19 protein-coding genes are annotated in these 26,676 nt (G+C 67.0%); 9 read left to right on the top strand and 10 right to left on the bottom strand.

What is annotated here, in order from left to right:
* Positions 1 to 2 precede the first annotated feature (2 nt).
* On the bottom strand, positions 3 to 1,133 hold the full coding sequence (locus AC5P7X_RS01975) for an efflux RND transporter periplasmic adaptor subunit (protein ID WP_065185352.1): 1,131 nt from the start codon (positions 1,131 to 1,133) through the stop codon (positions 3 to 5).
* A gap of 119 nt (positions 1,134 to 1,252) precedes the next feature.
* On the opposite strand from AC5P7X_RS01975, the gene AC5P7X_RS01970 reads away from it, so the two are divergent.
* The 3 genes from AC5P7X_RS01970 to AC5P7X_RS01960 all read left to right on the top strand — a co-directional run bounded on the left by AC5P7X_RS01970 (position 1,253) and on the right by AC5P7X_RS01960 (position 4,091).
* Complete coding sequence (locus AC5P7X_RS01970) at positions 1,253 to 1,933, top strand: TetR/AcrR family transcriptional regulator (protein ID WP_329842693.1); 681 nt, start codon at positions 1,253 to 1,255, stop codon at positions 1,931 to 1,933.
* Positions 1,934 to 2,068: 135 nt separating this feature from the next.
* Positions 2,069 to 2,716 carry a protein-L-isoaspartate O-methyltransferase family protein gene (locus tag AC5P7X_RS01965; protein ID WP_111129272.1) on the top strand — a complete coding sequence of 216 codons (648 nt, stop codon included), beginning with the start codon at positions 2,069 to 2,071 and terminating at the stop codon, positions 2,714 to 2,716.
* Between the two features lie 16 nt (positions 2,717 to 2,732).
* The gene (locus AC5P7X_RS01960; RefSeq protein WP_346607907.1) at positions 2,733 to 4,091 is read left to right on the top strand and encodes a TolC family outer membrane protein; all 1,359 of its coding nucleotides are present in this window, start codon (positions 2,733 to 2,735) and stop codon (positions 4,089 to 4,091) included.
* A gap of 96 nt (positions 4,092 to 4,187) precedes the next feature.
* On the opposite strand, the gene AC5P7X_RS01955 is transcribed toward AC5P7X_RS01960, so the two are convergent.
* Both AC5P7X_RS01955 and waaA read right to left on the bottom strand, forming a co-directional pair.
* On the bottom strand, positions 4,188 to 5,387 hold the full coding sequence (locus AC5P7X_RS01955; protein ID WP_372484517.1) for an APC family permease: 1,200 nt from the start codon (positions 5,385 to 5,387) through the stop codon (positions 4,188 to 4,190).
* Positions 5,388 to 5,658: 271 nt separating this feature from the next.
* Positions 5,659 to 6,957, bottom strand: coding sequence for a lipid IV(A) 3-deoxy-D-manno-octulosonic acid transferase (gene waaA, locus AC5P7X_RS01950; RefSeq protein ID WP_053499087.1), 1,299 nt, complete (start codon positions 6,955 to 6,957; stop codon positions 5,659 to 5,661).
* Between the two features lie 60 nt (positions 6,958 to 7,017).
* Here waaA and AC5P7X_RS01945 point away from each other — a divergent pair, with 60 nt between their 5' ends.
* The gene (locus tag AC5P7X_RS01945) at positions 7,018 to 7,935 is read left to right on the top strand and encodes an LpxL/LpxP family Kdo(2)-lipid IV(A) lauroyl/palmitoleoyl acyltransferase (protein WP_005419134.1); all 918 of its coding nucleotides are present in this window, start codon (positions 7,018 to 7,020) and stop codon (positions 7,933 to 7,935) included.
* A gap of 108 nt (positions 7,936 to 8,043) precedes the next feature.
* Here the strand turns inward: AC5P7X_RS01945 and AC5P7X_RS01940 are convergent, their stop codons facing one another.
* From AC5P7X_RS01940 to AC5P7X_RS01925, 4 genes are all read right to left on the bottom strand, one after another.
* Positions 8,044 to 8,493: an REP-associated tyrosine transposase gene (locus AC5P7X_RS01940; RefSeq protein ID WP_346607909.1), complete on the bottom strand. Its 450-nt coding sequence runs from the start codon at positions 8,491 to 8,493 to the stop codon at positions 8,044 to 8,046.
* Between the two features lie 137 nt (positions 8,494 to 8,630).
* Positions 8,631 to 9,962 carry an O-antigen ligase family protein gene (locus tag AC5P7X_RS01935; protein ID WP_495214361.1) on the bottom strand — a complete coding sequence of 444 codons (1,332 nt, stop codon included), beginning with the start codon at positions 9,960 to 9,962 and terminating at the stop codon, positions 8,631 to 8,633.
* The gene (locus AC5P7X_RS01930) at positions 9,943 to 11,058 is read right to left on the bottom strand and encodes a glycosyltransferase (protein WP_069139227.1); all 1,116 of its coding nucleotides are present in this window, start codon (positions 11,056 to 11,058) and stop codon (positions 9,943 to 9,945) included. Before AC5P7X_RS01930 ends, AC5P7X_RS01935 begins: the two co-directional genes overlap by 20 nt.
* 15 nt (positions 11,059 to 11,073) lie before the next feature.
* A complete protein-coding gene (locus AC5P7X_RS01925) occupies positions 11,074 to 11,271 on the bottom strand; it encodes a zinc-finger domain-containing protein (RefSeq protein ID WP_005410967.1) in 198 nt (65 codons plus the stop codon).
* A gap of 418 nt (positions 11,272 to 11,689) precedes the next feature.
* On the opposite strand from AC5P7X_RS01925, the gene AC5P7X_RS01920 reads away from it, so the two are divergent.
* Both AC5P7X_RS01920 and AC5P7X_RS01915 read left to right on the top strand, forming a co-directional pair.
* On the top strand, positions 11,690 to 15,034 hold the full coding sequence (locus tag AC5P7X_RS01920) for a GH92 family glycosyl hydrolase (RefSeq protein WP_053499094.1): 3,345 nt from the start codon (positions 11,690 to 11,692) through the stop codon (positions 15,032 to 15,034).
* The gene (locus AC5P7X_RS01915) at positions 15,031 to 15,774 is read left to right on the top strand and encodes a basic secretory protein-like protein (RefSeq protein WP_032954509.1); all 744 of its coding nucleotides are present in this window, start codon (positions 15,031 to 15,033) and stop codon (positions 15,772 to 15,774) included. Before AC5P7X_RS01920 ends, AC5P7X_RS01915 begins: the two co-directional genes overlap by 4 nt.
* A 385-nt stretch (positions 15,775 to 16,159) precedes the next feature.
* Here AC5P7X_RS01915 and AC5P7X_RS01910 read toward each other — a convergent pair whose 3' ends face one another.
* Positions 16,160 to 18,451, bottom strand: coding sequence for an NADP-dependent malic enzyme (locus tag AC5P7X_RS01910; RefSeq protein WP_061479574.1), 2,292 nt, complete (start codon positions 18,449 to 18,451; stop codon positions 16,160 to 16,162).
* Between the two features lie 230 nt (positions 18,452 to 18,681).
* Positions 18,682 to 20,025: a dicarboxylate/amino acid:cation symporter gene (locus tag AC5P7X_RS01905; RefSeq protein ID WP_005419151.1), complete on the bottom strand. Its 1,344-nt coding sequence runs from the start codon at positions 20,023 to 20,025 to the stop codon at positions 18,682 to 18,684.
* A 332-nt stretch (positions 20,026 to 20,357) separates the two neighbouring features.
* Between AC5P7X_RS01905 and AC5P7X_RS01900 the strand changes: the two genes are divergently transcribed.
* The 3 genes from AC5P7X_RS01900 (at position 20,358) to AC5P7X_RS01890 (ending at position 25,968) form a co-directional block, all read left to right on the top strand.
* Entirely contained in the window at positions 20,358 to 21,527 is a 1,170-nt protein-coding gene (locus tag AC5P7X_RS01900; RefSeq protein WP_005419152.1) for an OprO/OprP family phosphate-selective porin, read from the top strand.
* A gap of 66 nt (positions 21,528 to 21,593) precedes the next feature.
* Positions 21,594 to 24,242, top strand: coding sequence for a hybrid sensor histidine kinase/response regulator (locus tag AC5P7X_RS01895; protein ID WP_053500414.1), 2,649 nt, complete (start codon positions 21,594 to 21,596; stop codon positions 24,240 to 24,242).
* Between the two features lie 1,396 nt (positions 24,243 to 25,638).
* The gene (locus AC5P7X_RS01890) at positions 25,639 to 25,968 is read left to right on the top strand and encodes a hypothetical protein (protein WP_495214359.1); all 330 of its coding nucleotides are present in this window, start codon (positions 25,639 to 25,641) and stop codon (positions 25,966 to 25,968) included.
* A 45-nt stretch (positions 25,969 to 26,013) separates the two neighbouring features.
* Here the strand turns inward: AC5P7X_RS01890 and AC5P7X_RS01885 are convergent, their stop codons facing one another.
* Complete coding sequence (locus AC5P7X_RS01885; protein ID WP_069139222.1) at positions 26,014 to 26,670, bottom strand: response regulator; 657 nt, start codon at positions 26,668 to 26,670, stop codon at positions 26,014 to 26,016.
* Positions 26,671 to 26,676: the final 6 nt, after the last annotated feature.

Here is a 26,676-nt window from a genome sequence, read left to right as displayed (position 1 = left end):
GCTTACTCCCTGGCCTTGGCGGCAGCGGCCGGCGTAGCCGGCTTCAGAACGGGACGGTTCTGCCGGTCCACGGCGATCACCGGCTGGCCGGCCCGCAGCAGGTGGCCACCCGCAGCAACTACCCAGTCGCCCCCGCTCACGCCCGACAGTACCGGTACCGTCTCGCTGCCAAACGCGCCGGTGGTAACCGTTGCGGCCTTCAGCGTGCTGTTGCCCGGATCGACCACCCATACGCTGGCGGCACCGTTGGCACCACGCTGCAGCGCGCCCAGCGGCAGCTGCAGGGTGCCGTGGCGACCGGCGCTGCTGTAGACGCGTGCACTCTGGCCCAGTTCGACGTCGGCCAGCGCATCGGCGGGCAGGCTGACCCGGGTGGCATAGGTACGTGCCTGCGGATCGGCAGCGGCGGCGATCTCCCGGATCGTGCCCGGCAGGCGCTGGCCGGGGCGGTTCCACAACTCCACCTCGACCGGTTGGCCCACAGCATAGTCGCGGATGGTGGCCTCGGGCAGGTCGATCAGCACTTCGCGGCCACCGTCGGCGGCCAGGTTGAAGATGGTCTGCCCGGCGGACACTACCTGCCCGGCCTCGGCCTCGCGGCTGGCGATCACACCGTCGGCCGGCGCACGCAGCTGTGCGTAGCCGGCCTGGTTGCGGAGCACATCGAGGTTGGCGCGGGCGGCGTTGGCCTGGCCCTGCGCGGCCTTGAACGCGGCGGACTGCTGGTCCAGCTGCGAGCGGCTGACCAGCTGCTGGTCGGCCAGCACCTGGTAACGCTTGAGGTCATCGCGGGCGCGCACCAGATCGGCTTCGGCTGCCGCCAGCTGCGCCTGCGAGGCACGGGCCTGCAGCGCGAAGTCGGCCACGTCCAGCTCGGCCAGCACGTCGCCCTTCTTCACCCGTTGCCCGGCATCGACGTGGCGCTTGACCAGGTTGCCGCCAACTCGGAACGACAGCGGGCTTTCCTGTCGCGCACGCACCGTGCCCGGGAACGCCGCCGGCGCCTGCCCGGCCTGCTCGCCGGGGTGAACCACCAGCACCGGTACGGCCGCCGGTGGCGCCTGTTCCTGCCCCGAACAGGCTGCCAGCGCAGCCATCCACACCATACCGCCCATCCAGCGCACGATCTTCATCGGTCAACGTCCTGAAAACGCAGGGTTGCAACTAAGGGAGGAGCCGCGACTGCCGGCCCAATTTAATAAACCGGCCGGTATAGTATAAATATCGAACCGCTTGGTCTAGTATTGTCGCGATGAGTTCCCACATTTCCCGCAAGCCGTCGGCCAAGCCCGCTGCCAAGGCCGCCGGACCCGGGCGCCCCAAGGACCTCGGCAAGCGCGCGGCGATCCTTGAAGCAGCCAAGGCACTGTTCATCGAACAGGGCTATACCGGCGTGAGCATGGACACCATCGCCGCTCAGGCCGGCGTCTCGAAGCTGACTGTGTACAGCCACTTCGGCGACAAGGAGACGCTGTTCTCCGAGGCGGTGCAGTCAAAGTGCATTGAAATGCTGCCCGACGCGCTGTTCGTAGCCGACGCGGACGGCCCGCTGCGCGACCAGCTGATCGGTATCGGCCTGGCCTTCTTCGAGCTGATCACCTCCGACGCGGCGATCTCGATCCAGCGCATGATGATGGCGCCGGAGACCGACGAACGCCTGCGCGCGCTGTTCTGGAAAGCCGGCCCCGAGCGTACCTGCGAGGCCCTGGCCGATTTCCTGCGTGCCCGCGCCGAACGTGGCGAACTGGATATCCCCGACTGTGCTCTGGCCGGCGAGCAGTTCCTGACCCTGGTCAAGGGCGAAGTGCACATGCATATGATGTGCGGCATGCCACTGTCGCCCGTGGAATGCGACCCTGTTGCCCACGTGACCGCCAGCATCGACTTCTTCCTGCGCGCCTACGCGCCGCGAGGGGCCGGAACGGCTGAATAACCAAAACTGAACGAACCGGAGGTCGCGATGACTTCCGGCACTGCGACCCCGGCCCCCGGCAGCTGATGCTCTGGGCGCGCCGCCGGCCTCCGGCACCGGTAAAATGGCCGGCCCACTGCGCTGGATTTGAACCTCATGACGATTGATTACGCCCACGCCCGCGAACTGATGGTGGAACAGCAGATCCGTCCCTGGGACGTGCTGGACATCAAGGTGCTCGACGTCCTGGCCCGCCTGCCGCGCGAGGCCTTTGTCGCCGACGCGCACCGGGCACTGGCCTACGCCGATGTCGAACTGCCGATCGGCCACGGCCAGAAGATGATGAAGCCGGTCATCGAGGGCCGTACCCTGCAGGCACTGGACCTGCAGCCGGGTGACGAAGTGCTGGAAATCGGCACGGGCAGCGGCTTCCTGTCGGCCTGCATCGGCGCGCTGGCGCGCGATGTGCTGAGCTTGGAAATCGACCCTGAGCTGGCCTCCGCTGCGCGTGCCCGCCTGGACGCCTCCGGCCTGGGCACCAACGTCCGCGTGGAAGTGGCCGATGCCCTGTCCTGGCAGACCGAACGCCGCTTTGACGTGATCTGTGTCACTGGTGCGGTCGACGTGGTGCCGTCACAGTTCGCCTCGTGGCTGCGTCCGGGTGGCCGCCTGTTCGTGATCCACGGCCGCTCGCCGGCGATGGAGGCCCTGCTGGTCAAGGCCGACGGCAGCTCCGAGTCCCTGTTCGAGACCGATATCGATTACCTGCGTGGTGCCGCCCCGGCCCCCCAGTTCCACCTCTGAGTCCAAGGAAGCCGCAATGATCCGCCGATCCCTCGCTGTTGCGCTGGCCACTGCCCTGCTGCCGTTGTCCGCCCATGCCGCCGACCTGCTGCAGGTCTACGAAATGGCCCGCAACGGCGATCCGCAGCTGTCGGCCGCCGAATCGACCCGGCTGTACGACAAGGAAGGCGCCGTGCAGGCGCGTGCCGCCCTGCTGCCGCAGATCAACGGCCAGGCCGCGCTGAACCGCACGCGCAGCGAGCCGAACGCCGACGCCAACTCCGGCTCGTTCACCAACAAGCGCCGCACCTACACGATCGACGGCAGCCAGACGCTGTTCAACTGGACCCAGATCAACAACCTGCGTTCGCAGCGCGAGCTGAGCAAGGCGGCGGACTTCACCCTCGATTCGGCCAACGACAGCCTGATCGTGCGCACCTCGGCGGCCTACTTCAACGTGCTGGTGGCGATCGAATCGCTGAACGCTGCACAGACCAATGAAGCGGCCGCGAAGAAGCAGTTCGACTTCGCCGACAAGCGCCTGGAAGTGGGCCTGGCGCCGATCACCGACGTGCACGAAGCACGCGCCCAGTACGACCAGGCGCGCGCCAACACCATCATCGCGCAGAACACCCTGGCCGATAACTACCAGGCCCTGACCGAACTGACCGGCCAGCCGGTGACCAACCTGCGTGGCCTGCCGGCGGACTTCCGCCCGGAAGTGCCGGCCAACCGCGGCAACATCGACGAGCTGGTGCAGCAGGCTACGACCCAGAATCCGGCGCTGAAGGCGCAGGAGCTGAAGGTCAGTGCCGCTGAAGCCAGCGTGCAGGCTGCCCGTGGTGGTCATTACCCGACCCTGTCGCTGGGCGGCAGCTGGGGCAAGAGCGCCACCTGGGGCGACAGCACCGGTGCCGGCTCGCTGTCGCCGGATGCGCGCACCAACAGCATCGGCCTGACCCTGAGCGTGCCGATCTTCTCCGGTGGTGCCACCCAGTCCGGCGTGCGCCAGGCGCTGGCGCAGCGTGACATCGCCCAGGACGGCTACGAGCAGCAGAAGCGTGCCCTGGATCGCAATACCCGCAATGCCTACCAGACCCTGGTGCAGGGCATCAGCGAAGTGGAAGCCCGCCGCCTGGCGGTGGTCTCGGCGCAGAGCGCGTACGACGCTTCGCAGGTCGGCCTGGAAGTCGGTACCCGCACCGTGCTGGATGTGATCCAGAACCAGCGCATCCTGTTCTCGGCGCAGCTGGACTATGCCCAGGCCCGCTACACCTTCCTGCAGAACCGCCTGCTGCTGAGCCAGTCGCTGGGTGCGCTGGACGTGGCCGAACTGCAGGACGTCAATCGGCTGCTGACCCAGGACGCGGGCAACCCGGCCACGACCACGCACTGAGTCGTCGCCCCTGCAACAAAAAAGCCACCCGCGAGGGTGGCTTTTTTGCAGATGCTGCATCCACACGCGCGCGCCCCGGCGTGGCCCCACGAACCGTCAGCCCGGCCATGCGCGCAGGCGTTCCAACGCCGCGAGCGCGCACAGCACGGCTGCCAAGGGGGCGAGCATCGACATCATCAGCCCGCAGCCGGCTGCGCCTTGCCGGGTGTCATCCCGACGCCGCAGCACCGCCAGGCACAGCGCCGCCATCACCACCAGCGTTGCCGGACCCGGCAGCGCCGGCAAGGTGCCCTGCGGCAGCCCCAGCACCAGCATCACCGCCGGCAGCGCAACCACCATTGCGCTCAGGCGCGTGCGGGATCGTCCCGCCGCGTCAGCTGCGCGGGGCCACAACGATGTGGCCAACCGGACGGCCAGCATCAGCAGCACCAACTGCAGGGCGGCCAGGCCCGCTGCCCCGGCCAGGGGCAACAATGGCAGCATCCACTGCAGCTGGGGGTGCACCTGCAGCGCAACCGCCAGTGGCCGGGTACTGGCGAGCGCGGAAAACTCGACCAGCCCGGCCTGCAATGCTGCCAGCACGATCAGCAGCAGCATCGCCAGCAACGAGACCAGCGCCAGCACCGCCGGCTGCCACATCGCGTCCTGGCGGCGCAGCGCAGGAAAGCCCAGTGCCAGGCCCACGCTGGCAAATATGCCCAGCAGCGGCACCGCAGCCGCCAGCACGCCCCCCAGCCCGAAGCGATACGGTGCGGTCGCCGGAGGCAGCCAGGGAATCCAATGCCCGTAGTGCACGTGACGCGCCGCCAGCGCCAGCAGCAACACCCCCACACCGATCTTCACCGTCAGCAGCGCACAGGCCGCCAGAGCCACACCCCGCGGCGGCAGCAACGCGAGCGCGCTCAACATCAGCAGACCCATGGCCGCCGCTACCTGCACGGGCAGCCAGTCGTTGGCATGGAGGCCTCCGGTAGCCAGCACGGCATGTACATGGCGGGCCATGGACTGTGCCGCGCCCGCCGTGGTCGCCGTCAGCTCAAGCAACAGGATCGCGCCCAGAACGATGGCCACCCGTGGCCCCCAGCTGGCGGCCAACAGCCCGTACAGGCCATCGGCCGCCGGCAGTCGCAGCACCAGATCCTGCAGGCAGCACAGCACCAGGCCAGCCCCCAGTGCGGCCAGCAACAGGCTCAGTACGATGGCCGGGCCAGCCTGTGCCGCCGTGTGCTGGCCCACCAGCGCGATCACGCTGCCGCCCACCAGCAGCGTCAGTGCCACCACAGCCAGGTGGTCCATCCCCAAGCGCGCCCCACCGGTGCCGTCCCTGCCCCTGTCGCCGTCCATCGCAAGTTCCCTTGATATCCGCCCAAGCGCGGTCGACAGCAGGCTGGCAGCCTGCGTCGTCCTGCGGAATCAGAATCGGTGCTGCGTGCGCCACGATGTGATGGCAGGCACGCTGCCATCGGCAGGGTCGGTCCAGCAACGACAGAAAAATCGTTGCTAAGCAGAATTGATGAAGTTGATCACGACAACGCTGCACAGCGCCGCCGACGCCGCGCTGCCGGGATCACTCGCGCGGTGGTGGCAGGTGCGGTGCGACCAGCGCAAGCGTGCGCTGCAGCGCGCCACGGCCATTGCTGACCAACGTGCAGCCCGCACGCGCCATGTCTTCGCGGGCCTGCGCATCTTCAAGCAGATGCTGCAGCAGGTCGCCCACTGCCTGCACATCTTCGCCGATCAGCAGCGCACCGGCCTCGCGCATGCGCCGGGAGATTTCCGCGAAGTTGTGCAGGTGCGGGCCGGTCACCGCCGCGGTTCCCATCGCAGCGGGCTCCAGCAGGTTGTGGCCACCGATGGCCTGCAGGCTGCCGCCGACGAAGGCGACCTGGGCGCAGGCGTAGAACGGCATCAGCTCGCCGAGGGTGTCGATGACGAACACGTCTGTGGCGGCGTGCGGCCACTGGTCCACGCGGCGGGTCGCCACGCTCCAGCCCTGTTCGCGCGCCAGCGCTTCCACCTTCGGGAAACGTTCGGGATGGCGCGGTGCCCACAGCAGCAGCAGATCCGGATGCTGCTGGCGCAGGCGCCGGTGCAGGTCGATCACCGCCTGCTCTTCGCCATCATGGGTACTGGCGGCGATCCATACCGGGCGCGCGCCCGGCACCCGTGCATGGAACTGTTCGACGAAGCCCTGCACGTCCGGCGTGGTGATGTCGAACTTCAGGTTGCCCAGTGCCTGCACCTGGCCGGGCTCCGCCCCCAGCTGCACGAAGCGCTCGGCATCGTCCTGCGACTGCGCGGCCACGCAGGTGACGGTGCGCAGGGCGCGGCGGATCAATGCGGCCAGCAGCCGGTAGCCGCGCAGCGAACGCGCCGACAACCGGGCATTGAGGATGTAGACCGGAACGCCACGGTCACGGCAGCCGAACAGCATGTTCGGCCACAACTCGGTTTCCAGAATCAGCGCCAGGCTGGGCTGGAAATGGCCGAGGAAGCGGTTGACGCTGCCCGGCACGTCGTACGGCAGGTAGACATGGTCCAGCGCGTCGCCCCAGAGCGCACGCACGCGCTCGGAGCCGGTCGGAGTGATGGTGGTGATGACCCAGCGGATGTCCGGGCGCTGCTGGCGCAGGGCGTTGACCAGCGGCGCGGCGGCATTGACCTCGCCCACCGAGACCGCGTGCAGCCACACCCGTGGCTGGCCGGTGGGCTGCGGATAGGAGGCGTAGCGCTCGTCCCAGCGCCGGAAGTATTCACGGACCCGGAAGCCGCGCCAGACCAGGTGGTACACGGTGATCGGCAGCAGGATGTAGAGCACGACCGAGTACAGGCCGCGCAGGATCCATTCGACAGGGTCTTTACGCATGCGGCAAGGATACGGGAGCCCCCCGGGAAAGACACGCGGCCGCCTTGGTAGAATGGCCCCATGTCAGATGCCTCCACCGCCGTCCGCCCGTCGCTGCGCGATCCGCGCAACTGGCCGATGTTCGCCGCCATGTTCGGCGCCTTCGCCATCGCCCGCCTGCCGTGGATGCTGCAGCGCGCGCTGGGCCGGGGCGTCGGCTGGATCACCTGGCGCCTGCTCGGCAGCCGCCGCCGCGCCGCCGAGGTCAATCTGCAGCTGTGCTTCCCGGAGAAGGACGAGGCGTGGCGGCAGCGCCTGGTGCGCGACAGTTTCGATGCGCTGGGCGTCGGCGTGTTCGAGTGCATCCGCGCCTGGTGGGGCAGCATCGACAGCATCCGCCCGCAGGTACGGATCGAAGGCCTGGAACACCTGCGGCAGATGCAGGCCGAAGGCCGCGGCGTCCTGCTGGTCTCCGGCCACTTCATGACCCTGGAAATGTGCGGCCGCCTGCTGTGCGACTACGTCGATCTTTCCGGCATGTACCGCAAGCACAAGAACCCGGTGTACGAGTGGGCGGTGAAGTTCGGCCGCCTGCGCTATGCCAAGGCGATGTTCGCCAACGAGGACATCCGCGCGACCGTGCGCCACCTGAAGAAGGGCGGCTTCCTCTGGTACGCGCCAGACCAGGACATGCGGGGCAAGGACACCGTGTTCGTGCCGTTCTTCGGCCACACCGCTTCGACCATCACCGCCACCCATCAGCTGGCGCGCATGACCGGCTGTGCGGTGATTCCGTACTTCCACCGGCGCGAAGGCGGAAAGTACTTCCTGAAGATCGGCGCGCCGCTGGAGAACTTCCCCAGCGAGGATGTGGAAGCCGATACCACGCGGGTCAACCAGGCCATCGAAGCGATGGTGCGCGAGGCTCCCGACCAGTACCTGTGGATCCACCGCCGCTTCAAGCGCCAGCCCGGTGGCCGGAGTGATTTCTACAAATAACGGTGGGGCGGGAGGGTTTCGTCCACGCATGGCGTGGATTTGATGACGCGGAGCATTCTGAAGTAGATCCACGCCATGCGTGGATGCTCTACATCCGGGTGCCGGCACCTACAACGGCCAACGGCACCATGCGTGCGGGTACTCACCCAACGTGCCGGCCAGGCCCGCACGGACCGGATTGGCCAGGATGTACATCGCCTTCTCATGAAGGGATTCATCGCTGCGTACGGCATGATCGTGGTAACCGTGCTGCCACAGCGCCCCTCGTCGCTCCAATCGCCGGTTCAGCAGTCGGCTGCTGCGTGATTTGAGCAGGGCCATACACTCGGCCAGGGTTACTCCGCGCAGCTCCATCAGCCAGTGCAGATGGTCGGGCATGACCACCCAGGCGAGGCTGTGGCTGAAGCCCTTGCGCTCTACGAAGCGCAGGGTGTCGATAAGGATCGCCACGTTTGCCGCATCGGCGAACAACGGTTCGCGGCCGAGGGTTGCTGTGGTCAATGAATACACGGTGCCGGATCGGGAATACCGACCGTAGCGAAGTCTGGGGCTGGCCATGACTCCAGCGTGCGCGAACTGCCGGGGCACCGATAGTGGAGATGTCACCGTGTTCAGGTCGGGAAAGCCTCATCCACGCATGGCATGGATCTACTGATCGACTCCATGGTTGATCCCTACCATGCGCGGATGCGCGGTCACTTCACCGGCGGGGAATCATCTGCGTCGCGGGCCAGCAGGCTGCCGGCGAACAGGGCTGCCAGCAGCACCGTCAGGCCACCCCAGAACGCGGAATAGAACGCCAGGTGCGTATTGAGCGGGAACACCGTAACCGCCAGCGCCAGCATCGCCGGTCGGGCGCGATCACGCGCAGCCGCCGGGGCATAGCGCCAGGCCCGCCAGGCCTGCGCCACCGCCGCCAACCACAGCAGCAGGCCCAGAACGCCGGTCTCGGCAAGGATTTCCAGCACGATCTGGTGGGCGTGCAACGCCGGTTGGCTGCCCCACACGGCGGGACCCTCATCTGACACGCAGGCCGGATACGCATCGCGGAAGCCGCGCGCACCGACACCGTTGACCGGATGCTCCTCGATCATGCACACCGCTGCGGTCCAGATGCGCGCGCGCCCCGAAAGCGCCTCGTCAACGCCCTGCCCGTCTTCGTTCCATGCCTGCGCCGTGCGCGCGACACGCTCGCGCAGCTGCGGCACGCCCGCTGTCAGTGCGGCCGTACCCAGCGCTGCCACCAGGGCCAGCAGCAGCCGCCGCTTCCAGCCGAACTGGCGCACGCCGCTGTAGGCCAGCACCAGCACAAAGGTGATCCACGAGGCGCGCGAACCTGCCAGCAGCAGCACGCACCCCAGTGTTGCAGCGGCCAGCAGCCACCCTGCATTGCCGAAACGCCGCGCCATCGGCAGCAGCAGGAACGGTGACAGGCTGGCCAGCACCTGGCCGAATTTCAGATTGCAGGGTCCAAGCGCGCCACTGAGGCGGTCGGCCAGTGCGGCTTCGTCGGCCGGGCACAACGCGTGGCCACTCACGGCCAGCTTCAGGTGTTCCAGCGACCAGAACCACGGGCTGGTGCCAGCCAGCGCCTGCACCAGCGCGTCCAGCGTCCACACGCCGGTGATCAGCGCCAGGCCACCGAAGGTCAAGCGCCGCCGTTCCGGCGTGGCCACCGCGATCGCCACCAGCCACATGAAGGGCAGGTAGCGCAGTCCGGCGGCCGCCTTGGTCCACGAGGCCGAAGGGTCGATCGCATCGATGGCCGAAAACGCCTGCGGCAGCCAGTAGCCGAGGAACAGGATCGAGGTCAGCGCCCACGCCGCCGTGCTCAACAGGTGCGGGCGGCGCTGCAGCCGGCGCATCACCATGCGCGCGGCAGCATAGACCGCGCCAAGGCCCAGCACGGTTTCGGCAATGCCCGGCAGCGGCCACATCGCCACGTACGCCAGCACCCACCAGGGCGCCCAGCGCCCGGCACGGTCGTCGCGCACGATGGCAGCGGGGTCAGCCGGCGAGATCGGCATAGAGGCGGAGGGTATCGCGCTGCATGGCCTGCAGGGTAAACGGGATGCGGGTCGGCAGGGACGGCGGCTGCGCCAGCAGGGCCAGCGCACGTTCACCCAGCGCGCGCGCGTCGCCGAGCGGCACCGCACCGCTGGGCTGCAGCTGCAGCAGCAGTTCGCCGACGCCACCGTGGTCCCAGCCCAGCACCGGGCGACCGACCGACAGCGCCTCAACCACGGTGCGGCCAAAGGCTTCCGGCTTGTCCGACAGCTGCAGCACCAGATCGCTGGCGGCGTAGGCCTGGGCGATGCGGACGGTAGGCGTGCTGATCTGTACGGCCTCGGCCACGCCCAGTGCCGCGGCCTGGCGGCGCAGGTCAGCCACGTAGGCCTCGCGCCCGGGTTCGTCGGTGCCCAGCATCCACAGCTGGGCAGGCACGCCGGCGGCACGCACGTCGGCCAGCAGCTGCAGCGCGTGGGTGTGGCCCTTCAGCCGGGTGCCGCGCCCCGGCAGCAGCAGCAGCGGGCCTTCGACCTGGGCCAGCCACGGGTAGTCGGCCGCCAGCGCCAGCCGCGGGCGGCGGTCGGCGCGCGCCACGCGCGGGAACTGGTTGACGTCGACACCTCTCGGTATGACCCGCAGTTTTTCTTCCGGCACCGTCGGGTAATGGCGTTGCACGTAGGCGCGCACGGTGTTGGACACGCAGATCACGCGTTCGCCACTGGTCATCACCGCGCTGTAGCGGCTGGGCGAGTTCAACCCGTGCACGGTGGTCACCCAATGCGGGCGCTGTGCGGCGGGCATGGCGCGGATCGCGTACAGGCCCAACCAGGCCGGCAGCCGCGAACGGGCATGCACGATGTCCGCACCAACTTCGGCAAACAGCCGGCGCAGGGTCGGCAGATGGCGCAGGGTCAGCAGCGACTTGCGGCCGATATCCAGGGTGAGGTGCTCGGCACCACTGTCCAGCAGCGGCTGCACCAGGCGGCCACCGGCAGACACCACCAGCGCGCGATGGCCGGCGGCAACCAGGGCCGCAGCGATTTCCAGGGTCGAGCGCTCGACACCACCGGAGTGCAGCGCCGGCAGCAACTGCACCACGGTCAATCGGCGCATCGAAGGGGCCGCCGTTTAGTCGGCCAGCACGAACACGGAACCGCAGTACGGGCACTGCGCTTCGCCGTTGGGCTCGTCTTCGATCGGCAGGTACACGCGCGGATGCGAGTTCCACAGCGCCATTTCCGGGGTCGGGCAGCTCAACGGCAGATCGCTGCGGTGCACGGTATAGCGCTTCTCGGCGTTGGCGGGCGCGGTGGCGGTATGGCTCATGGCGGATTCGGTGAACGGGTTGCGAGGCCCATGATTCTAGCATCTGGGCCGCAACGACATTGCCCCGCAACGGGCCTTTGCACGCCGCCGCCGATGCCTCGCATCTCCCCACCGCACGCCGGGCGGCGGCGATTCCGGGGATTTCGCGGTCGTTCCGGCAGGTTCGCTCGCCAGAATCGACTCCAGCGATATTTCCCGCATTTGGATCGAACTAAATGGCACTTGCCAGCGCGCGGCGGCTGTTGCAGGATCGGGCCAGGTCGCACCCCGACCCACCCAATCCAACCCGATCGCATGGCCCGCCCCCACCGGACCGGCATCGCCTCTTCCACTGCCAGCCTGGCGGGCGGAGCGATGCTGTCCGTGGTGTCCGCCGATGCGGGTTCGCCCGCCGCCAGCCCTTCCGGGAGACCCTTGCATGACCCTGTCCGATCCGCGCCGCGCCCTGCTTCCGCTCGCCCTGGCCCTGGCCTGTGCGACCACTGCGATGCCGGCGCGGGCGCAGGGGTTGCAGACCTCGTTCGAACCGGGCGAACCTGTACCGGCGCAGGCCACCGGTGCGCTTCAGGTCACGATCGGCAATGGACCGGCCGCGCCCTACGCCGCCAAGCGCAACGCCGGCTACAGCGGCCTGCATGCGCTGCGCTACAGCAGCGAAGGCGGCAGCGCGCGGCGCGAACTGTTCAAGGCCGACCTGCCCATCGAGGCCGATACCACGCTGTCGTGGCTGGTGCTGCCGGAAATCGTCGGCAAGGACACCGTCGCCTCGACCTATGTATCGCTGGACCTGCTGCTGGACGATGGCAGCCGCGTTTCGGCCGGTGCGGCACGCGACCAGCATGGCGTGGCGATCGGCGCACGCGCGCAGGGCGAATCGAAGACGCTGTACCCGCAACAATGGGCCCGCAAGGCAGTGCGGCTGGGCGACGTGCCCACGCTGAAGGGCCGCCGCGTGGTGGCGATCGAGCTGGAGGTAGCCAGTGCCGAGGGCGCGCCGGTCTCTGGCTGGATTGATGACGTGCGCCTGGATGCCCAACCGCGGCAGCGGCCGCAGCGCGTCTCCGACTGGGTGCTGACCACCCGCGGCACCCAGGCCAACGGCACCTTCTCGCGCGGCAACAATTTCCCGGCCACGGCGGTGCCGCACGGGTTCAACTTCTGGACCCCGGTGACCGACGCCGGCGCACTGAACTGGCTGTACCGCTGGAACGAACAGAACGATGCGCAGAACCGCCCGCAGCTGCAGGCACTGGCACTGAGCCACCAGCCCAGCCCGTGGATGGGCGACCGCCAGACCTTCCAGGTGATGCCCTCGGCCAGCCGTGGCGTGCCGGACGCCGACCGCCGCAAGCGCGCGCTGTCGTTCGACCGCCGTCATGAAAGCGCGCGCCCCTACCGCTACGACGTGCGCTTCGACAATGGCATCGCTGCTGCCATCGCACCGACCGACCATGCCGCGCTGTTCCGCTTCGAGTTCCCCGAGGGCGGCGACGCCAACCTGCTGTTCGACAATGTCGATGCGCGTGGTGGCCTGACCCTGGACACGGCCACGCAGACCCTCAGCGGCTACACCGATACGCGCAGTGGCCTGTCCAACGGCGCCAGCCGCATGTACGTGGTGGCCAGCTTCGACAAGCCGTGGCGCAGCAGCGGCCGCCTCGACACCGGCCGCCCGACCGGTTACATCAAGTTCGATGCTGGCAGCGACCGGCAGGTGACGATGCGCATCGCGACCTCGCTGATCTCGGTGGAACAGGCGCGTCACAACCTGGCGCTGGAAATCTCCGCCGCCGACACGCTGGAAAGCGTGGCCGGCCGTGCGCAGGATGCATGGGACGCGCGCCTGGCCCGCTTCGACATCGGCGATGCCACTGACGACCAGAAGACCACCTTGTATTCCAGCCTGTACCGGCTGTACCTGTATCCCAACTCCGGCCACGAGAATGCCGGCAGCGCGGCCGCGCCTGACTGGCGCTACGCCAACCAGGCCAGCGCCAGCGACGACAACACCGAAGGCAGCGCGAACCGCAGCTTCACCGGCGTGCGCGATGGCAAGGTGTTCGTCAACAACGGCTTCTGGGACACCTTCCGCACCACCTGGCCAGCCTATGCGCTGTTCACGCCCGACGATGCCGGGCAGATGGTGCAGGGCTTCATCGAGCAGTACCGTGCCGGTGGCTGGATCGCACGCTGGTCGTCGCCGGGCTACGCCGACCTGATGGTCGGCACCAGTTCGGACGTTGCCTTCGCCGATGCGTGGCTGAAGGGCATCGGCGGCTTCGATCCGGCCGAGGCCTACGCCGCCGCGCTGAAGAACGCGACCGTGGTCCCCCCCGACCGCCATGTCGGCCGCAAGGGCATGGACCGTTCGACCTTCCGTGGCTACGCCAGCGCGGACGTGCACGAAGGCATGTCGTGGACGATGGAAGGCGCACTGAATGACTTCGGCATCGCCAACATGGCCGACGCTCTGGCCAAGCGCGCAACCACGCCGGCCGCACGCGAGCGCTACAGCACCGAGGCCGACTACTTCCGCCATCGCGCCGCCAGCTACGCGACGATGTTCGATCCGGCCGCCGGCTTCTTCCAGGGCCGCAACGCCGATGGCCAGTGGCGCGTGGACGCCAAGTCCTACGACCCGCGCGTGTGGGGCCACGACTACACCGAATCCAATGGCTGGACCTTCGCCTTCACCGCCGCCCACGATGGCGAAGGACTCGCCGCGCTCTATGGTGGCCGTGACAAGCTGGCAGCGAAGCTGGATGCCTTCTTCTCCACGCCGGAAACCGCCGACCCCGCGTTTGCCGGATCCTATGGCGGCACCATCCACGAAATGACCGAAGCGCGCGATGTGCGCATGGGCATGTACGCACACAGCAACCAGCCGGCGCACCACATCCCATGGATGTACCTGTACGCCGGGCAGCCGTGGAAGACCCAGCAGCACGTGCGCGAGATCCTGTCGCGGCTGTATGTGGGCAGCGAGATCGGCCAGGGCTATCCGGGCGACGAGGACAACGGCGAGACCTCCGCGTGGTACGTGCTGGCCTCGCTGGGCCTGTATCCGCTGCGCATGGGCGCCCCGGAGTACGTGATCGGTTCACCGGCATTCGAACATGCGAGGGTGGAACTGCAGGGCGGTGCGGTGCTGACCGTGAACGCGGCCAACAACTCACGCGAGAACGTCTACGTGCAGTCGCTGAAGATCAATGGCAAGCCGTGGACGAAGACCTGGGTGCCGCACGAGCTGATCGCCAAGGGCGCGACGCTGGACTTCGTGATGGGGCCGCAGCCGTCGCGCTGGGGCAGCGGCGTGGATGACGTGCCGCGCTCGCTGACCGCGCGGGGCCAGCGCCCGCAGCTGCTGCACGACCTGCTCGGCAGTGGCGCCAAGGCGACGCTGGCCGATGGCCGCGCCCTGCCGGCGCTGGTCGATGACGATGCAGCCACCACCGTCGGCCTGGGCGGCGGCGCAACCATCGCACTGACCGGCCTGGGTGACGGCGCGCCGACCATGTACACGCTCACCAGCGGTGACGGCCGCATCCAGGGCGGCGAATGGACGCTGGAAGCGCGCAGTGGCAACGGCCGCTGGATCGTGCTCGACCAGCGCAGCGGCGAAGCCTTCGAGTCTGCCCGCCAGACCCGACCGTTCCGCATCGCCAAACCCGGCCGTTACAGCGAGTATCGGCTGCGCCTGGCCGCACCGGGCCGGCTGCCGCTGGCGGAGATCGAACTGTTGGCGCCCAGCGCCGTACAATGAGCCCCATGCGCTACCGTCTGCTGCCTCTGGCCCTTGTTGCCCTTTCCTTCTCCAGCTTCGGCCAGACCCAGGCCTTTGATGCGCAGCTGACCCGCGATGGCGTGACGCTGAACTACCAGGACGCCCGTGGCGCCCTGGCCGCGCCGCAGCGCAAGCGGGTGATCGATACGTTCTACTTCGCCTACCTGCGCGAACGTGCGGACTTCCACCCGGCCGCGCCGTCGATGGTGCGCATCGTGATCGACCCGGCCTACACCGGGATCGCCTTCGTCGGTGACAAGGACCAGGCCGCAACGATCACCATCAACCCGGGTTGGCTGGCGCAGCACCCCAACGACATCGACCTGGTCACCCATGAGGCCATGCACATCGTGCAGGGCTATCCGGGCTATGGCGACGCACGGGTGCCGGGTTGGCTGGTGGAAGGCATCGCCGACTACGCACGCGACCGCTACGGCATGGACAATGCCGCCGCGGGCTGGGCACTGCCGGGCAAGGTCGAGAAGGGGCAGAACTTCGACAGCGGCTACCGGGTCACCGGTGCGTTCCTGAAATGGGCCGACGCCGAACATCCGGGCCTGGTGCTGGCACTGGACAAGGCCCTGCGCGACGGCCGCTATGCACCGGCGCTGTGGCAGAAGCACACCGGCAAGGCACTGCCGGCGCTGTGGGCGCAGTACGCCAAGCCGCGTTCCGACGCTCCGCCGCCGGCCCCTGCACGCCGCGGCAAGCGGCGCTGACACCCACGCTGTCGCCGGCGCCTCAGCGCGACTGCACGAAACCGGCGTACAGCGCGAACAGCTGCTGGAAGTACCGCCGCGTCACTCGATTGCGCATGACACCCTCGCCGATGGGAAGTTGGTCGGGCCCAGGGTGGGAAGGCCGGTCCGGTCCCTTCCCACGGCCGGGCCGCGTGGGCGTATTGGGCCGCAGCGGCGTTGCAGGGAAATGACCGCCGGACTGCAATTCATCGGGTAGCGCCGGGCCATGCCCGGCGGAATGCGAGAAGCGCCGCGCTGCGCGCTCGCCGGGCATGGCCCGGCGCTACCCGATCCGGTTTCCGCTGGGCGGAAACGAAACGCGCCCCGAAGGGCGCGTTTCTGCAGATCGCAGCGGAACGAAGGCTTACGCCTTCTTTTCCGCTTCGATCTGCTTGCGGATCTGCGCATCGACCGCCGCAATGGCGGTCATGTTCAGGATCCGGCGCGAGGTCGCGCTGGTGGTCAGGATGTGCACCGGCTTGTTCACGCCCATCAGGATCGGGCCGATCGCCACGCCGTCGGTGAACACCCGCACCAGGTTGTAAGCGATGTTGGCCGCTTCCAGGTTCGGCAGCACGAACAGGTTGGCGCGGCCCTGCAGGGTCGAGCCCGGCAGCAGCTTCTGGCGCAGCGCTTCATCCCATGCGGTGTCGCCCTGCATTTCGCCATCCACGTTCAGGCGCGGGTTGCGCTTGAGCAGCAGCTCGCGCACCTGGCGCATCTTCAGCGCATCCTTCGAATCATGGCTGCCAAAGTTGGAGTGCGACAGCAGCGCCACCTTCGGCTCGATGCCGAACAGCTTCATGCGATAGGCCGCCTGCAGGGTCGCCTCGCACAGCTGCTCGGCGGTCGGGTCTTCCTGCACGTGGGTATCGACGAAGAAGAACACGCCCTGCTGGTTGATCACGCCGGTCATCGCCGAGGTCGAGGTGACCTTCGGCTCCAGCGGCAGCACGCTGCGCACGTAGCCCAGCTTCTTGTGGAAGCGGCCGACGATGCCGGTCAGCATCGCATCGGCCTCGCCACGGGCCACCATCACCGCTGCGATCAGGGTCGGGCGCGAACGCATCAGGTTCTTCGCCGCGGCCACGGTCACGCCACGACGGCCGGTCAGGCCGTGGTAGTACTGCCAGTATTCGTTGAAGCGCGGGTCATCGTTGATGTTGGTGACTTCAACGTTCTCGCCGATCTTCAGGCGCAGGCCGAGGCGCTCGATGCGCGACTCGATCACTTCCGGGCGGCCGATCAGGATCGGATGCGCCAGGCCGTCATCGACCACGTTCTGCACCGCCTGCAGCACCACTTCCTCTTCGCCCTCGGCGTACACCACGCGCTGCTTGTCGCTGCGCGCGCGGTCGTACACCGGCTTCATCATCAGGCTGGTGCGGTAGACGAACTGGGCCAGCTTGTCGCGGTAGGCGCCCATGTCCTCGATCGGGCGCGAGGCCACGCCCGAATCCATCGCGGCCTGGGCCACGGCGGCCGACAGTTCCACCAGCAGGCGGCGGTCGAACGGGCGCGGGATCAGGTATTCACGGCCGAAGCTCGGGGTCTCGCCGCCGTAGGCCGAACCCATGTCGGTGGCTGCACGGCGTGCCAGTGCAGCAATGGCACGCACGCAGGCGATCTTCATTTCCTCGTTGATCGCGGTGGCGCCCACGTCCAGCGCACCACGGAACAGGTACGGGAAGCACAGCACGTTGTTGACCTGGTTCGGGTAGTCCGAACGGCCGGTGCCGATGATCGCGTCCGGACGCGCAGCGCGCGCCACCTCCGGCATGATTTCCGGGGTCGGGTTGGCCAGCGCGAAGATCACCGGATCCGGCGCCATGGTCTTGACCATGTCGGCGGTCAGGATGCCCGGTGCCGACAGGCCCAGGAAAATGTCCGCGCCGTCGACGATCTCGGCCAGGGTGCGCTTGTCGGTGTCACGCGCATAGCGCTGCTTTTCCGGGTCCAGGTCGGTACGACCGGTGTGGATCACGCCCTCGCGATCGAAGGCCAGGATGTTCTCCGGCTTCAGGCCCAGCTGCACCAGCATGTTCACGCAGGAAATGCCGGCCGCGCCCATGCCCGTGGTCGCCAGCTTCACTTCCTCGATCTTCTTGCCGGTGATCGCCATCGCGTTGAGCACGGCCGCGCCGACGATGATCGCCGTGCCGTGCTGGTCGTCATGGAACACCGGGATCTTCATGCGCTCGCGCAGCTTGCGCTCGACCACGAAGCATTCCGGCGCCTTGATGTCCTCCAGGTTGATGCCGCCGAAGGTCGGTTCCAGCGAGGCGATGATGTCGACCAGCTTGTCCGGGTCGGTCTCATCCACTTCGATGTCGAACACATCGATGCCGGCGAACTTCTGGAACAGCACGCCCTTGCCTTCCATCACCGGCTTGCCGGCCAGCGCGCCGATGTTGCCCAGGCCCAGCACCGCGGTGCCGTTGGAGATCACCGCCACCAGGTTGCCGCGGGCGGTCAGCTCGCTGGCCTGCTGCGGGTCGGCCTTGATCGCTTCACAGGCGTACGCCACGCCCGGCGAATACGCCAGCGACAGGTCGCGCTGGGTCAGCATGGGCTTGGTAGCGGAAACCTTGATCTTTCCCGGCGGGGACATCCGGTGGTAATCGAGGGCGGCCTGTTTGAAATCTTCGTTGGACATCGATGTGGGTTACATGAATGGGCAGAAGGGACAGGGGATGATACCCCCGTTGGAGCGTCCGGACCTGTCGCTATCCTGTCGCAAGCATGCTGCGACCGCACAATTCCGTGCCGTATGCGACGGTACCGCGATACCAGCTTCGGCGCTGCCCATGACAGCCATGGGACGCCCTGAAACGCCGCGGGGCCGTACCACTGACGTGATCGGCCCCGCGGTACCACACACCTGGATCAGCCCTTGGCCGGCAGCGCCTCGGGCAGCGCATCGACCGGCGGCGGCAGTTCGCTCTCGCGGCCATCCAGCGCCAGCTGCAGGCGGTTGCGGTCCAGCGCGCCTTCCCAGCGCGAGACCACCACGGTGGCCACCGCATTGCCGATGAAATTGGTCAGCGAGCGGCATTCGCTCATGAACCGGTCCACGCCCAAGATCAGCGCCATGCCAGCCACCGGCACCTCCGGCACCACGGCCAGGGTGGCGGCCAGGGTGATGAAACCGGCGCCGGTGACACCGGCCGCGCCCTTGGAGCTGAGCATGGCGACCAGCAGCAGGGCGATCTGGTGGCCCAGGGTCAGTTCGGTGTTGGTGGCCTGGGCGATGAACAGTGCCGCCAGGGTCATGTAGATGTTGGTGCCGTCCAGGTTGAACGAGTAGCCGGTCGGGACCACCAGGCCCACCACCGACTTGCTGCAGCCGGCGCGTTCCATCTTCTCCATCAGCGACGGCAGCGCCGACTCCGACGAGGAGGTGCCGAGCACCAGCAGCAGTTCGGCCTTCAGGTAGCGCGCCAGCTTGAACACCGAGAAGCCGCACAGGCGGCAGACCAGGCCCAGGATCACCGCGACGAACAGGAACGCGGTGAGGTAGAACGAGCCCACCAGCCAGGCCAGGTTGATCAGCGAGCCGACGCCGTACTTGCCGATGGTGAAGGCGATCGCACCGAAGGCACCGATCGGGGCAGCCTTCATCAGGATGTGCACCAGCTTGAACACCGGGGCGACCAGCGCCTCCAGGAAGTTCAGCACCGGCTTGCCCTTGTCGCCCACCATCGCCAGCGCGATGCCGAACAGCACGGCCACGAACAGCACCTGCAGGATGTTGCCATCGACAAAAGCGCTGAGCAGCGTCTTCGGGATGATGTCCATCAGGAAGCCGACCAGGGTCAGGTCATGCGACTTCTCGACGTAGCTGTGCACTGCGGTCTGGTCCAGCTCGGCCGGATTGATGTTCATGCCGGCGCCGGGCTGCACCACGTGCGCCACGATCATGCCGACAATCAGCGCCAGCGTGGAGAAGAACAGGAAGTACGCCATTGCCTTGGCGAACACCCGGCCCACCGTGCGCAGGTGGGTCATGCTGGCGATGCCGGTGACGATGGTGAGGAAGATCACCGGCGCGATGATCATCTTCACCAGGTTGATGAAGGCATCGCCGAGCGGCTTCATCTTCTCGCCGACCAGCGGTTCGTAGTGGCCGAGGATGGCACCCAGCACGATCGCCACGATCACCTGGAAGTACAGCTGGCGATAGATCGGCAACGGCTTTGCAGGCACCGGTGCTGCGGTCGGGATGTGCATGGCGGACTCCGGAAGGGGCGTTTTCAGGCACGTACGGCCCCGGGACTGCACGGGAGCCGTTACCGTGGAAACTGACCGCAGGCCCTGTACTGCACGCACAGGGGGTGCGACCAATGGACGCCTTTGTACGCGCCAGGCACGCCGGCGCAGATAACCTATTGGTACTAGCCCCCCGGTTCAGGTGGCACAGGTGCCTACACTGGCGCCGCACCGCCCAGAAACGGGAAGGCCGGTGGCCCGGGCTGAACGGCTGGGCATGTCCCTGCGAAAGTTTCGGCCCCTGCGGCCGTTGATGTCCTGTCCACACGCAATCTGAGAGAGCCGCACCCAACATGCGCCCGAATCCCACCTTGCTGGCCCTGTCGCTGGCCGCCCTACCCGCCCTCGCTTCGGCTGCGGATTTCGACAACTGGCCGACCAAGTACACCTTCGGCGACGGCACCGAGTTGGCCGCTACCGCCAACATCGCCTACGACTACAACGACTTTTCCTCGGCCAGTGGCCTCGAGGACGACGACGCCGTGCGCCGCAAGGAATTCGGTGCGACGCTGAAGAAGAAGGGCGTGTACGACGCGATGGTCTACTACGACTTCCAGGCCGATACCTGGCTGGACGTGTTCGTGCGCTTCGAGAGCAAGGCCTTCTTCGGCCGTGACGTCGGCCGCTTCCGCTTCGGCTACATGAAGACCCCGGTCGGCCTGGATGCGAACACCTCTTCGCGTGCCGGCAGCTTCCTGGAAACCTCGCTGCCGGTGCAGGCCTTCTACGAAGGCCGCCGTACCGGTGTGGAATGGGTGCTGGAGCGCCCGCAGTACCTGCTGCAGGCCGGCGCCTATGGCGGCAAGGACCTGCAGGGCGACAACCCCGGCACCACCCAGGCGGTGCGTGCGGTGTGGACGCCGGTGAAGGCACCAGGTGACGTTATCCACCTGGGCCTGGCCTACTCGCAGGAGAACCCACGCGGCTACAGCGATGGCCGCGACGTGCACCACGAGGCCAGCGCCCGCCTGCGCGCGCGCCCGGAAGCCGGCCTGACCGACATCCGCTACGTCGATTCCGGCGCGCTGGTCACCGCCGACCAGATCCGCCGCACCGGCCTGGAAGGCATCTGGATCCGCGGCCCGTTCTCGCTGCAGGCCGAAGCGCTGCGCGCCACGGTCACCCGCCATGACGGCAAGCCCGACTTCACCGGCAGCGGCCAGTACGCGATGGCCAGCTGGGTGCTGACCGGCGAATCACGGCCGTACAACGCCGGCGCGGTGGCCAACATCAAGCCGGCGCACAACTACGGTGCGGTCGAACTGGTGGCGCGTTACAGCCGCCTGGACCTCGACGATGGTGACATCCTGGGTGGCCGCCAGCACGACCTGACGTTGGGTGCGAACTGGTACCTGACCAGCCACTTCAAGTTCCAGGCCAACTACGTGAAGGTCGACGCCAGCCGTCGTGGCGTGCACAGCACGCCGGAGATCTTCGAACTGCGCGCGCAGATGCACTTCTGACCCCTTCCACGTCAGACCCCGGCGGGCGTGCACGCCACGCCCGCCGGCCCTGCGTAGACTGCCGCCATGTACTGGCTCAGCCGCCACCGGATGCTGTTGCTGACGATCCTGGTGATGGTCGGTGGCACCGTGCTGTGCGCGGTCGCCGCTGGCCATTACGCCTGGCGGCGCGCGCTCGGCGACGAAAGCAGCCAGGTGCAACGCCAGCTGCAGCTGTATGGCCAGGGCCTGCAACAGCGCATCGACCGCTTCGGCACCTTGCCGCAGGTCATGGCGCTGGATCCGGATCTGCTGCACGCACTGCGTGTGCCGCCCTCGCCCGGCGAACGGCAGCGACTGAACCTGAAGCTGCAACGTGCCAATGAAGTCACCCGGGCCTCGACCCTGACCCTGGTCGGCCACGATGGTGTGGCGGTGGCGGCCAGCAACTGGGACCAACCGACCAGCAACGTCGGCGAGAACTACAGCTACCGCCCCTACTACCGCCAGGCGCTGGCGCAGGGCCGTGGCCGCTTCTACGGCATCGGCATGACTACCGGCGTGCCCGGCTATTACCTTTCGCAGGCCATCGAGGATGACGGCAAGCGGCTCGGCGTGGTGGTGATCAAGGTCGAGCTGTCCGCGCTGGAACAGGAATGGTTGAGCAGCCCGGACGTGGTGCTGGCCAGCGACGACCATGACGTCGTGTTCCTGTCCAACCGGGACAGCTGGCGCTACCGGCTGCTGCGTCCGCTGCGTGCCGGTGAGCGCCGCGAAATGCTCGATGCACGTCAGTACGCCGACCGTGCCCTGCAGCCCTTGCGTGCACGTACCGAAGACGTGCTGTCCGATGGCGGCCGCATGGTGCGGCTGCTGGATCCTGCGCTGCCGCAGCCGATGCTGTGGCAAAGCCTGGCGCTGCCCGCCGAGGGCTGGAACCTGCACCTGCTGCACGACGCCGGCGCCGCTACTGCTGCCGGTCGCGCGGCCGCCCTGACCGGCGGTGCCGCGTGGCTGGCCTTGGGCTTCCTGGTGCTGTTCGTGCAGCAGCGCAGGCGCCTGGCCAAGCATCGCCTGCGCAGCCGCCGCGAACTGGAAACCCTGCTCAAGCAGCACGCACAGGAGCTGCGCACCGCACAGGATGGCCTGCTGCAGGCCGCCACCGACGCCGACAGTGGTCTCAGCCGCAGCCTCGAACACCTGCCGCAGGGTGTGGTGGTGATCGACCGCGACCTGCGCCTGGTCGCGTGGAATTCGCGCTATCTGGAACTGTTCCGGTTCCCGGCAGACCTGGTGCGCGTGGGCCGGCCGATCGAGGAACTATTCCGTTTCAATGCCCGTCGTGGCCTGCTCGGTCCCGGCCCGGTGGACGAGGCCATCGAGCGCCGCCTGAACCACCTGCGCAGTGGCCGCCCGCACATGCGCGAGAGCGAAAAGGACGACGGCACGGTGCTGGAGATCCGCGGCAATCCCCTGCCTGATGGCGGCTTCGTCACCAGCTATGCGGACATCACCAGCTACAAGAATGCGGCGCGCGAACTGCGCTCGCTGGCCGATGCGCTGGAACACCGCATCGCCGAGCGCACCCGTGACCTGGACGAGGCGCGGCGCGAGGCCGAGCAGGCCAACCGCTACAAGACCCGCTTCGTCGCCTCGGCGGTGCACGACCTGCTGCAGCCGCTCAACGCTGCGCGCATGTTCGTCTCGGTGCTGCGCGGCAAGCTGGGCGACCCGGCGCAGCAGCAGACTGCCGATCATATCGATGCCGCGCTGGCGGCGCAGGACGCGATCCTCAACAGCCTGCTGGATATCTCGCGCCTGGAATCAGGATCGCTGCAGGTCCGCGTGCGCACGTTTGCACTTTCTCCGCTGCTGGAGACCCTGGCGCGCGAGTTCGGCATCGCCGCCCAGAGCCGTGGTCTGCAGCTTGACTGGGTGGATACCCGCGCAGTGGTGGTCAGCGACGAAGCCCTGCTGCGGCGGATCCTGCAGAATTTTCTGTCCAACGCGTTGCGCTACACCCCACGTGGGCGTGTGCTGATCGGCTGCCGGCGTGCAGGCGATCAACTGCGCATTGAAGTGCATGACCAGGGCCCGGGCATTCCGGAAAGCCTGCAGGGTGAGATTTTCGAGGAGTTCCGCCGGCTGAACGACGGCGTGGAACAGGAACGTGGCGCCGGCCTGGGCCTGGCCATCGTCGAACGCATCGGCCGCCTGCTCGGCCACCGCATCAGCCTGCGCTCTACACTGGGCAAGGGCAGCGTCTTCGCCGTGAGCGTAGCACTCGGGCGCGCCGACGATGTGATCGCACCTGCCGCAGCGCCGGTCATCGCGAGCGAACCCTCCGACGACAGCCCACTGCGAAAGTGCCGGGTGTGGAGCATCGACGATGATCCCCACGTCTGTGCGGCGACCCGTGCGCTGCTGGAGCGCTGGGGTTGCCAGGTGGAACTTGCCGACGGTCCGCAGGGTGCTCTGGAAATCGCCAGTGCATTGAACGTGCCGCAGTTGCTGCTGCTGGACGTGCGCATGGGGCAATGGCACGGACCGGACCTGTATGAAGCGCTGTGCACGCTGTGGAAGGCGCGGCCGCCGGTGATCCTGGTGACCGCCGAGCGTGATGAGGCACTGAAAGCGCATGCTGCCGAGAACGGCTGGGGCTTCCTGCTCAAGCCGGTGCGACCGCCCGCGTTGCGGGCATTGATGACGCAGATGCTGTTGCGGCATCGGGGCTAGGACGGCTCGGCCACGCGGGCGTCGCCGTGTTAGTGCACGGGCGGGTTCGCGCCCGGCTGATCCCATACCGCCCCCCTCGTTCCTTCACGTGAGATCCGCAGAGTGAAAAGAGCGAGATGCCGGCGTAGATGCGTAAGGCAGGGACAAACTCCGAGTAAAGACAAGCAGTCCCCTGACAGACCGGCGCTGCCGAAGTGGGGAATATCTAGTTCCCGGCCGATCGGCCGACCACATCGTAGGCGAAGAATGGACAAGCGTTCTCTTGGTAGCGTTTTTCTTGCAGCTGGCCTGACACTGGCAACCGGCGAAGCAAATGCGGAGAGTGAAACGACCTTCAATGGTGTCAGATATCGCTGCACAAACAGCTGTGTCGTCAATGTTGACACTGCTGGAGCCTGGAAAGTCACCGACTGCTGTGGCGGACGCGTAAGGACAGTGTTCCAGACAACCCGACCACCGGACTGCAATGGTCCTTTTGATTGTCCTATTGATTGACAGCGACCGCCCGAGACCGAGGATTCACCGTGAGCTCCAATCATGCACCCAGCTCCATCATGCAACTCTCATGTCTGATCACCGCAATACTGCTATGTATGTGCTGCACAGGATGTACCGAGCACAGAGCGTCAAATACCAACACCAACCTTGACAGAACCGAGGCAGACGCAAAAATCGATCAAGCGAGATCGAGCAATCTCAACACACAGCCACTGGCTACGCGACCAGAAACAGACAACTCGGCAACGACCTTACATCGCGCAGCATCATCAATCGAGCATCTTCAGTCAGAATCCGCACTCATATTCGAGGGCGGAATCTCAAGCCAAGTGTCCGAGGAGCTCCTACGCTCCGGCAGAAGCACTTCAGACGCGATCGACCGCTTGACCGCGGACGCTGCTTCCAGCACCGAAGCACAGGATCTAGCCAAGCACTATCGATCCTCAATAACCCGCGCAATGGGTGATGACGCTCTACTTGAGCGCCTGTCATGCGGCCTTAGCATCTGCATCGGCATCGCTCAAGCCAGAAGCAATGCAGACCATGAGGCCTGGGGTCAAAGACTTGCATCAGACACATCCTCTCCCACCTACAGCTATGCCGAAACATCTGAGAATCTCGGCGCAGGGTACGAGAACAGATTCATATTCTCCACAGACCCAGCGATGAATTCGATCAGCGGCAATTAATCCTTCAACCACTCGAAGATCGTTCCAGCGCGGCGCTACGAAAGACACTCGCTCTGGTCGGCCTTCCTACGGGATCTGAGATGGAAAATTTTGGAGTTTATGGACTGGGCTCACAGCGCACACTGCGTCAATACGAGCGACACACCGGGATCAACTTTCGACTCCGAGCAGTTCACAAGCAGTCACTTACTGTGCAAGAACCAGTCCTCTTGTCAGAAACCTTTGAAGAGAATGAATGGAAGCGGAGTTTCGTCTACTTCCGCTCAATGCGAGTCCACATTTCCTGCACCACTCGCTGCACTTCATTTCCGGCCTCGGTGCTTGTCTCTTCCTACTCGTCGGATGGCGCGAGGCAGTCAACCCGCGAGTTGTCCAAGTCCGAACTGAAATTTCTTTCAAGAGAAGGCCACGTCCAGTATGTCGACACACTCAGGGTACCGCTGGACCAACTGCCGGTCCGCTATTCGGTACACGTGCGCAGCGGCGATGCGCTGACGGACGATCAGCTTTCGATCTTCGTTGAAGAGGTCCTTGTCTGACGACAGCGCCAGACAGAAGATCCCCGTCTGAACGCCCTGCGTTGGTCATCCATCCATCCCTGCCCGCGGGTCGCCTTCCGGTTCCAGCGCCTTCACCAGCACCGCCGCCTGCGTGCGGCTATGGCATTCGAGCTTCTTCAGGATGGCAGTGACGTGCACCTTCACCGTGTTCTCGGCCAGGCCCAGCTCGTAGGCGATCTGCTTGTTGAGCAGGCCATCGGCCAGGCACAGCAGCACGCGGAACTGCTGCGGGGTCAGCTGCGCCAGGCGGCTGGCCAGCAGTGCATCGGCCTCAGAACGCTCGGCGGCCATCGCCGGGAACCACAGGCCACCATCGAGCACCGCCTGCACGGCCTCGCCGATGGTCTCGGCCGGGGCCGACTTCGGGATGAAGCCGGCCGCGCCGAACTGCTGGGCACGGCGGATCACCCGCGGATGGTCGTTGGACGATAGGATCACCACCGGAATGTCGGGATGCGAGCCACGCACGTGCAGCAGCGCGGAAAAGCCGTGCGCGCCAGGCATGGTCAGGTCGAGCAGCACCAGGTCCACGTCCGGCTGCGCGTCGAGCGTCTCGGCCAATGCCTCGGCGCTCGCAACCTCGCGCACCTGTGCCAACGGCAGGCTCTGCCGCAAGGACTGCACCACCGCCGAACGCAGCAGCGGGTGGTCATCGGCGATCAGGATGGTGTATTCGCTCATACCGCC

The organism is Stenotrophomonas sp. YJH_SMC_53 (genome assembly GCF_059369995.1).
Note: the sequence above shows the minus strand (reverse complement) of the source record. Positions and strands in the feature narration are given on the sequence as shown.

Coding starts and splice junctions, on each gene's coding strand:
- AC5P7X_RS01965 (WP_111129272.1), top strand. CDS start 2,069: ATGACGATTGATTACGCCCACGCCCGCGAACTGATGGTGGAACAGCAG.
- AC5P7X_RS01905 (WP_005419151.1), bottom strand. CDS start 20,025: ATGCACATCCCGACCGCAGCACCGGTGCCTGCAAAGCCGTTGCCGATC.
- AC5P7X_RS01910 (WP_061479574.1), bottom strand. CDS start 18,451: ATGTCCAACGAAGATTTCAAACAGGCCGCCCTCGATTACCACCGGATG.
- AC5P7X_RS01955 (WP_372484517.1), bottom strand. CDS start 5,387: ATGGACCACCTGGCTGTGGTGGCACTGACGCTGCTGGTGGGCGGCAGC.
- AC5P7X_RS01920 (WP_053499094.1), top strand. CDS start 11,690: ATGACCCTGTCCGATCCGCGCCGCGCCCTGCTTCCGCTCGCCCTGGCC.
- AC5P7X_RS01915 (WP_032954509.1), top strand. CDS start 15,031: ATGAGCCCCATGCGCTACCGTCTGCTGCCTCTGGCCCTTGTTGCCCTT.
- AC5P7X_RS01930 (WP_069139227.1), bottom strand. CDS start 11,058: ATGCGCCGATTGACCGTGGTGCAGTTGCTGCCGGCGCTGCACTCCGGT.
- AC5P7X_RS01885 (WP_069139222.1), bottom strand. CDS start 26,670: ATGAGCGAATACACCATCCTGATCGCCGATGACCACCCGCTGCTGCGT.
- AC5P7X_RS01940 (WP_346607909.1), bottom strand. CDS start 8,493: ATGGCCAGCCCCAGACTTCGCTACGGTCGGTATTCCCGATCCGGCACC.
- AC5P7X_RS01970 (WP_329842693.1), top strand. CDS start 1,253: ATGAGTTCCCACATTTCCCGCAAGCCGTCGGCCAAGCCCGCTGCCAAG.
- waaA (WP_053499087.1), bottom strand. CDS start 6,957: ATGCGTAAAGACCCTGTCGAATGGATCCTGCGCGGCCTGTACTCGGTC.
- AC5P7X_RS01975 (WP_065185352.1), bottom strand. CDS start 1,133: ATGAAGATCGTGCGCTGGATGGGCGGTATGGTGTGGATGGCTGCGCTG.
- AC5P7X_RS01895 (WP_053500414.1), top strand. CDS start 21,594: ATGTACTGGCTCAGCCGCCACCGGATGCTGTTGCTGACGATCCTGGTG.
- AC5P7X_RS01960 (WP_346607907.1), top strand. CDS start 2,733: ATGATCCGCCGATCCCTCGCTGTTGCGCTGGCCACTGCCCTGCTGCCG.
- AC5P7X_RS01935 (WP_495214361.1), bottom strand. CDS start 9,962: ATGCCGATCTCGCCGGCTGACCCCGCTGCCATCGTGCGCGACGACCGT.
- AC5P7X_RS01925 (WP_005410967.1), bottom strand. CDS start 11,271: ATGAGCCATACCGCCACCGCGCCCGCCAACGCCGAGAAGCGCTATACC.
- AC5P7X_RS01900 (WP_005419152.1), top strand. CDS start 20,358: ATGCGCCCGAATCCCACCTTGCTGGCCCTGTCGCTGGCCGCCCTACCC.
- AC5P7X_RS01945 (WP_005419134.1), top strand. CDS start 7,018: ATGTCAGATGCCTCCACCGCCGTCCGCCCGTCGCTGCGCGATCCGCGC.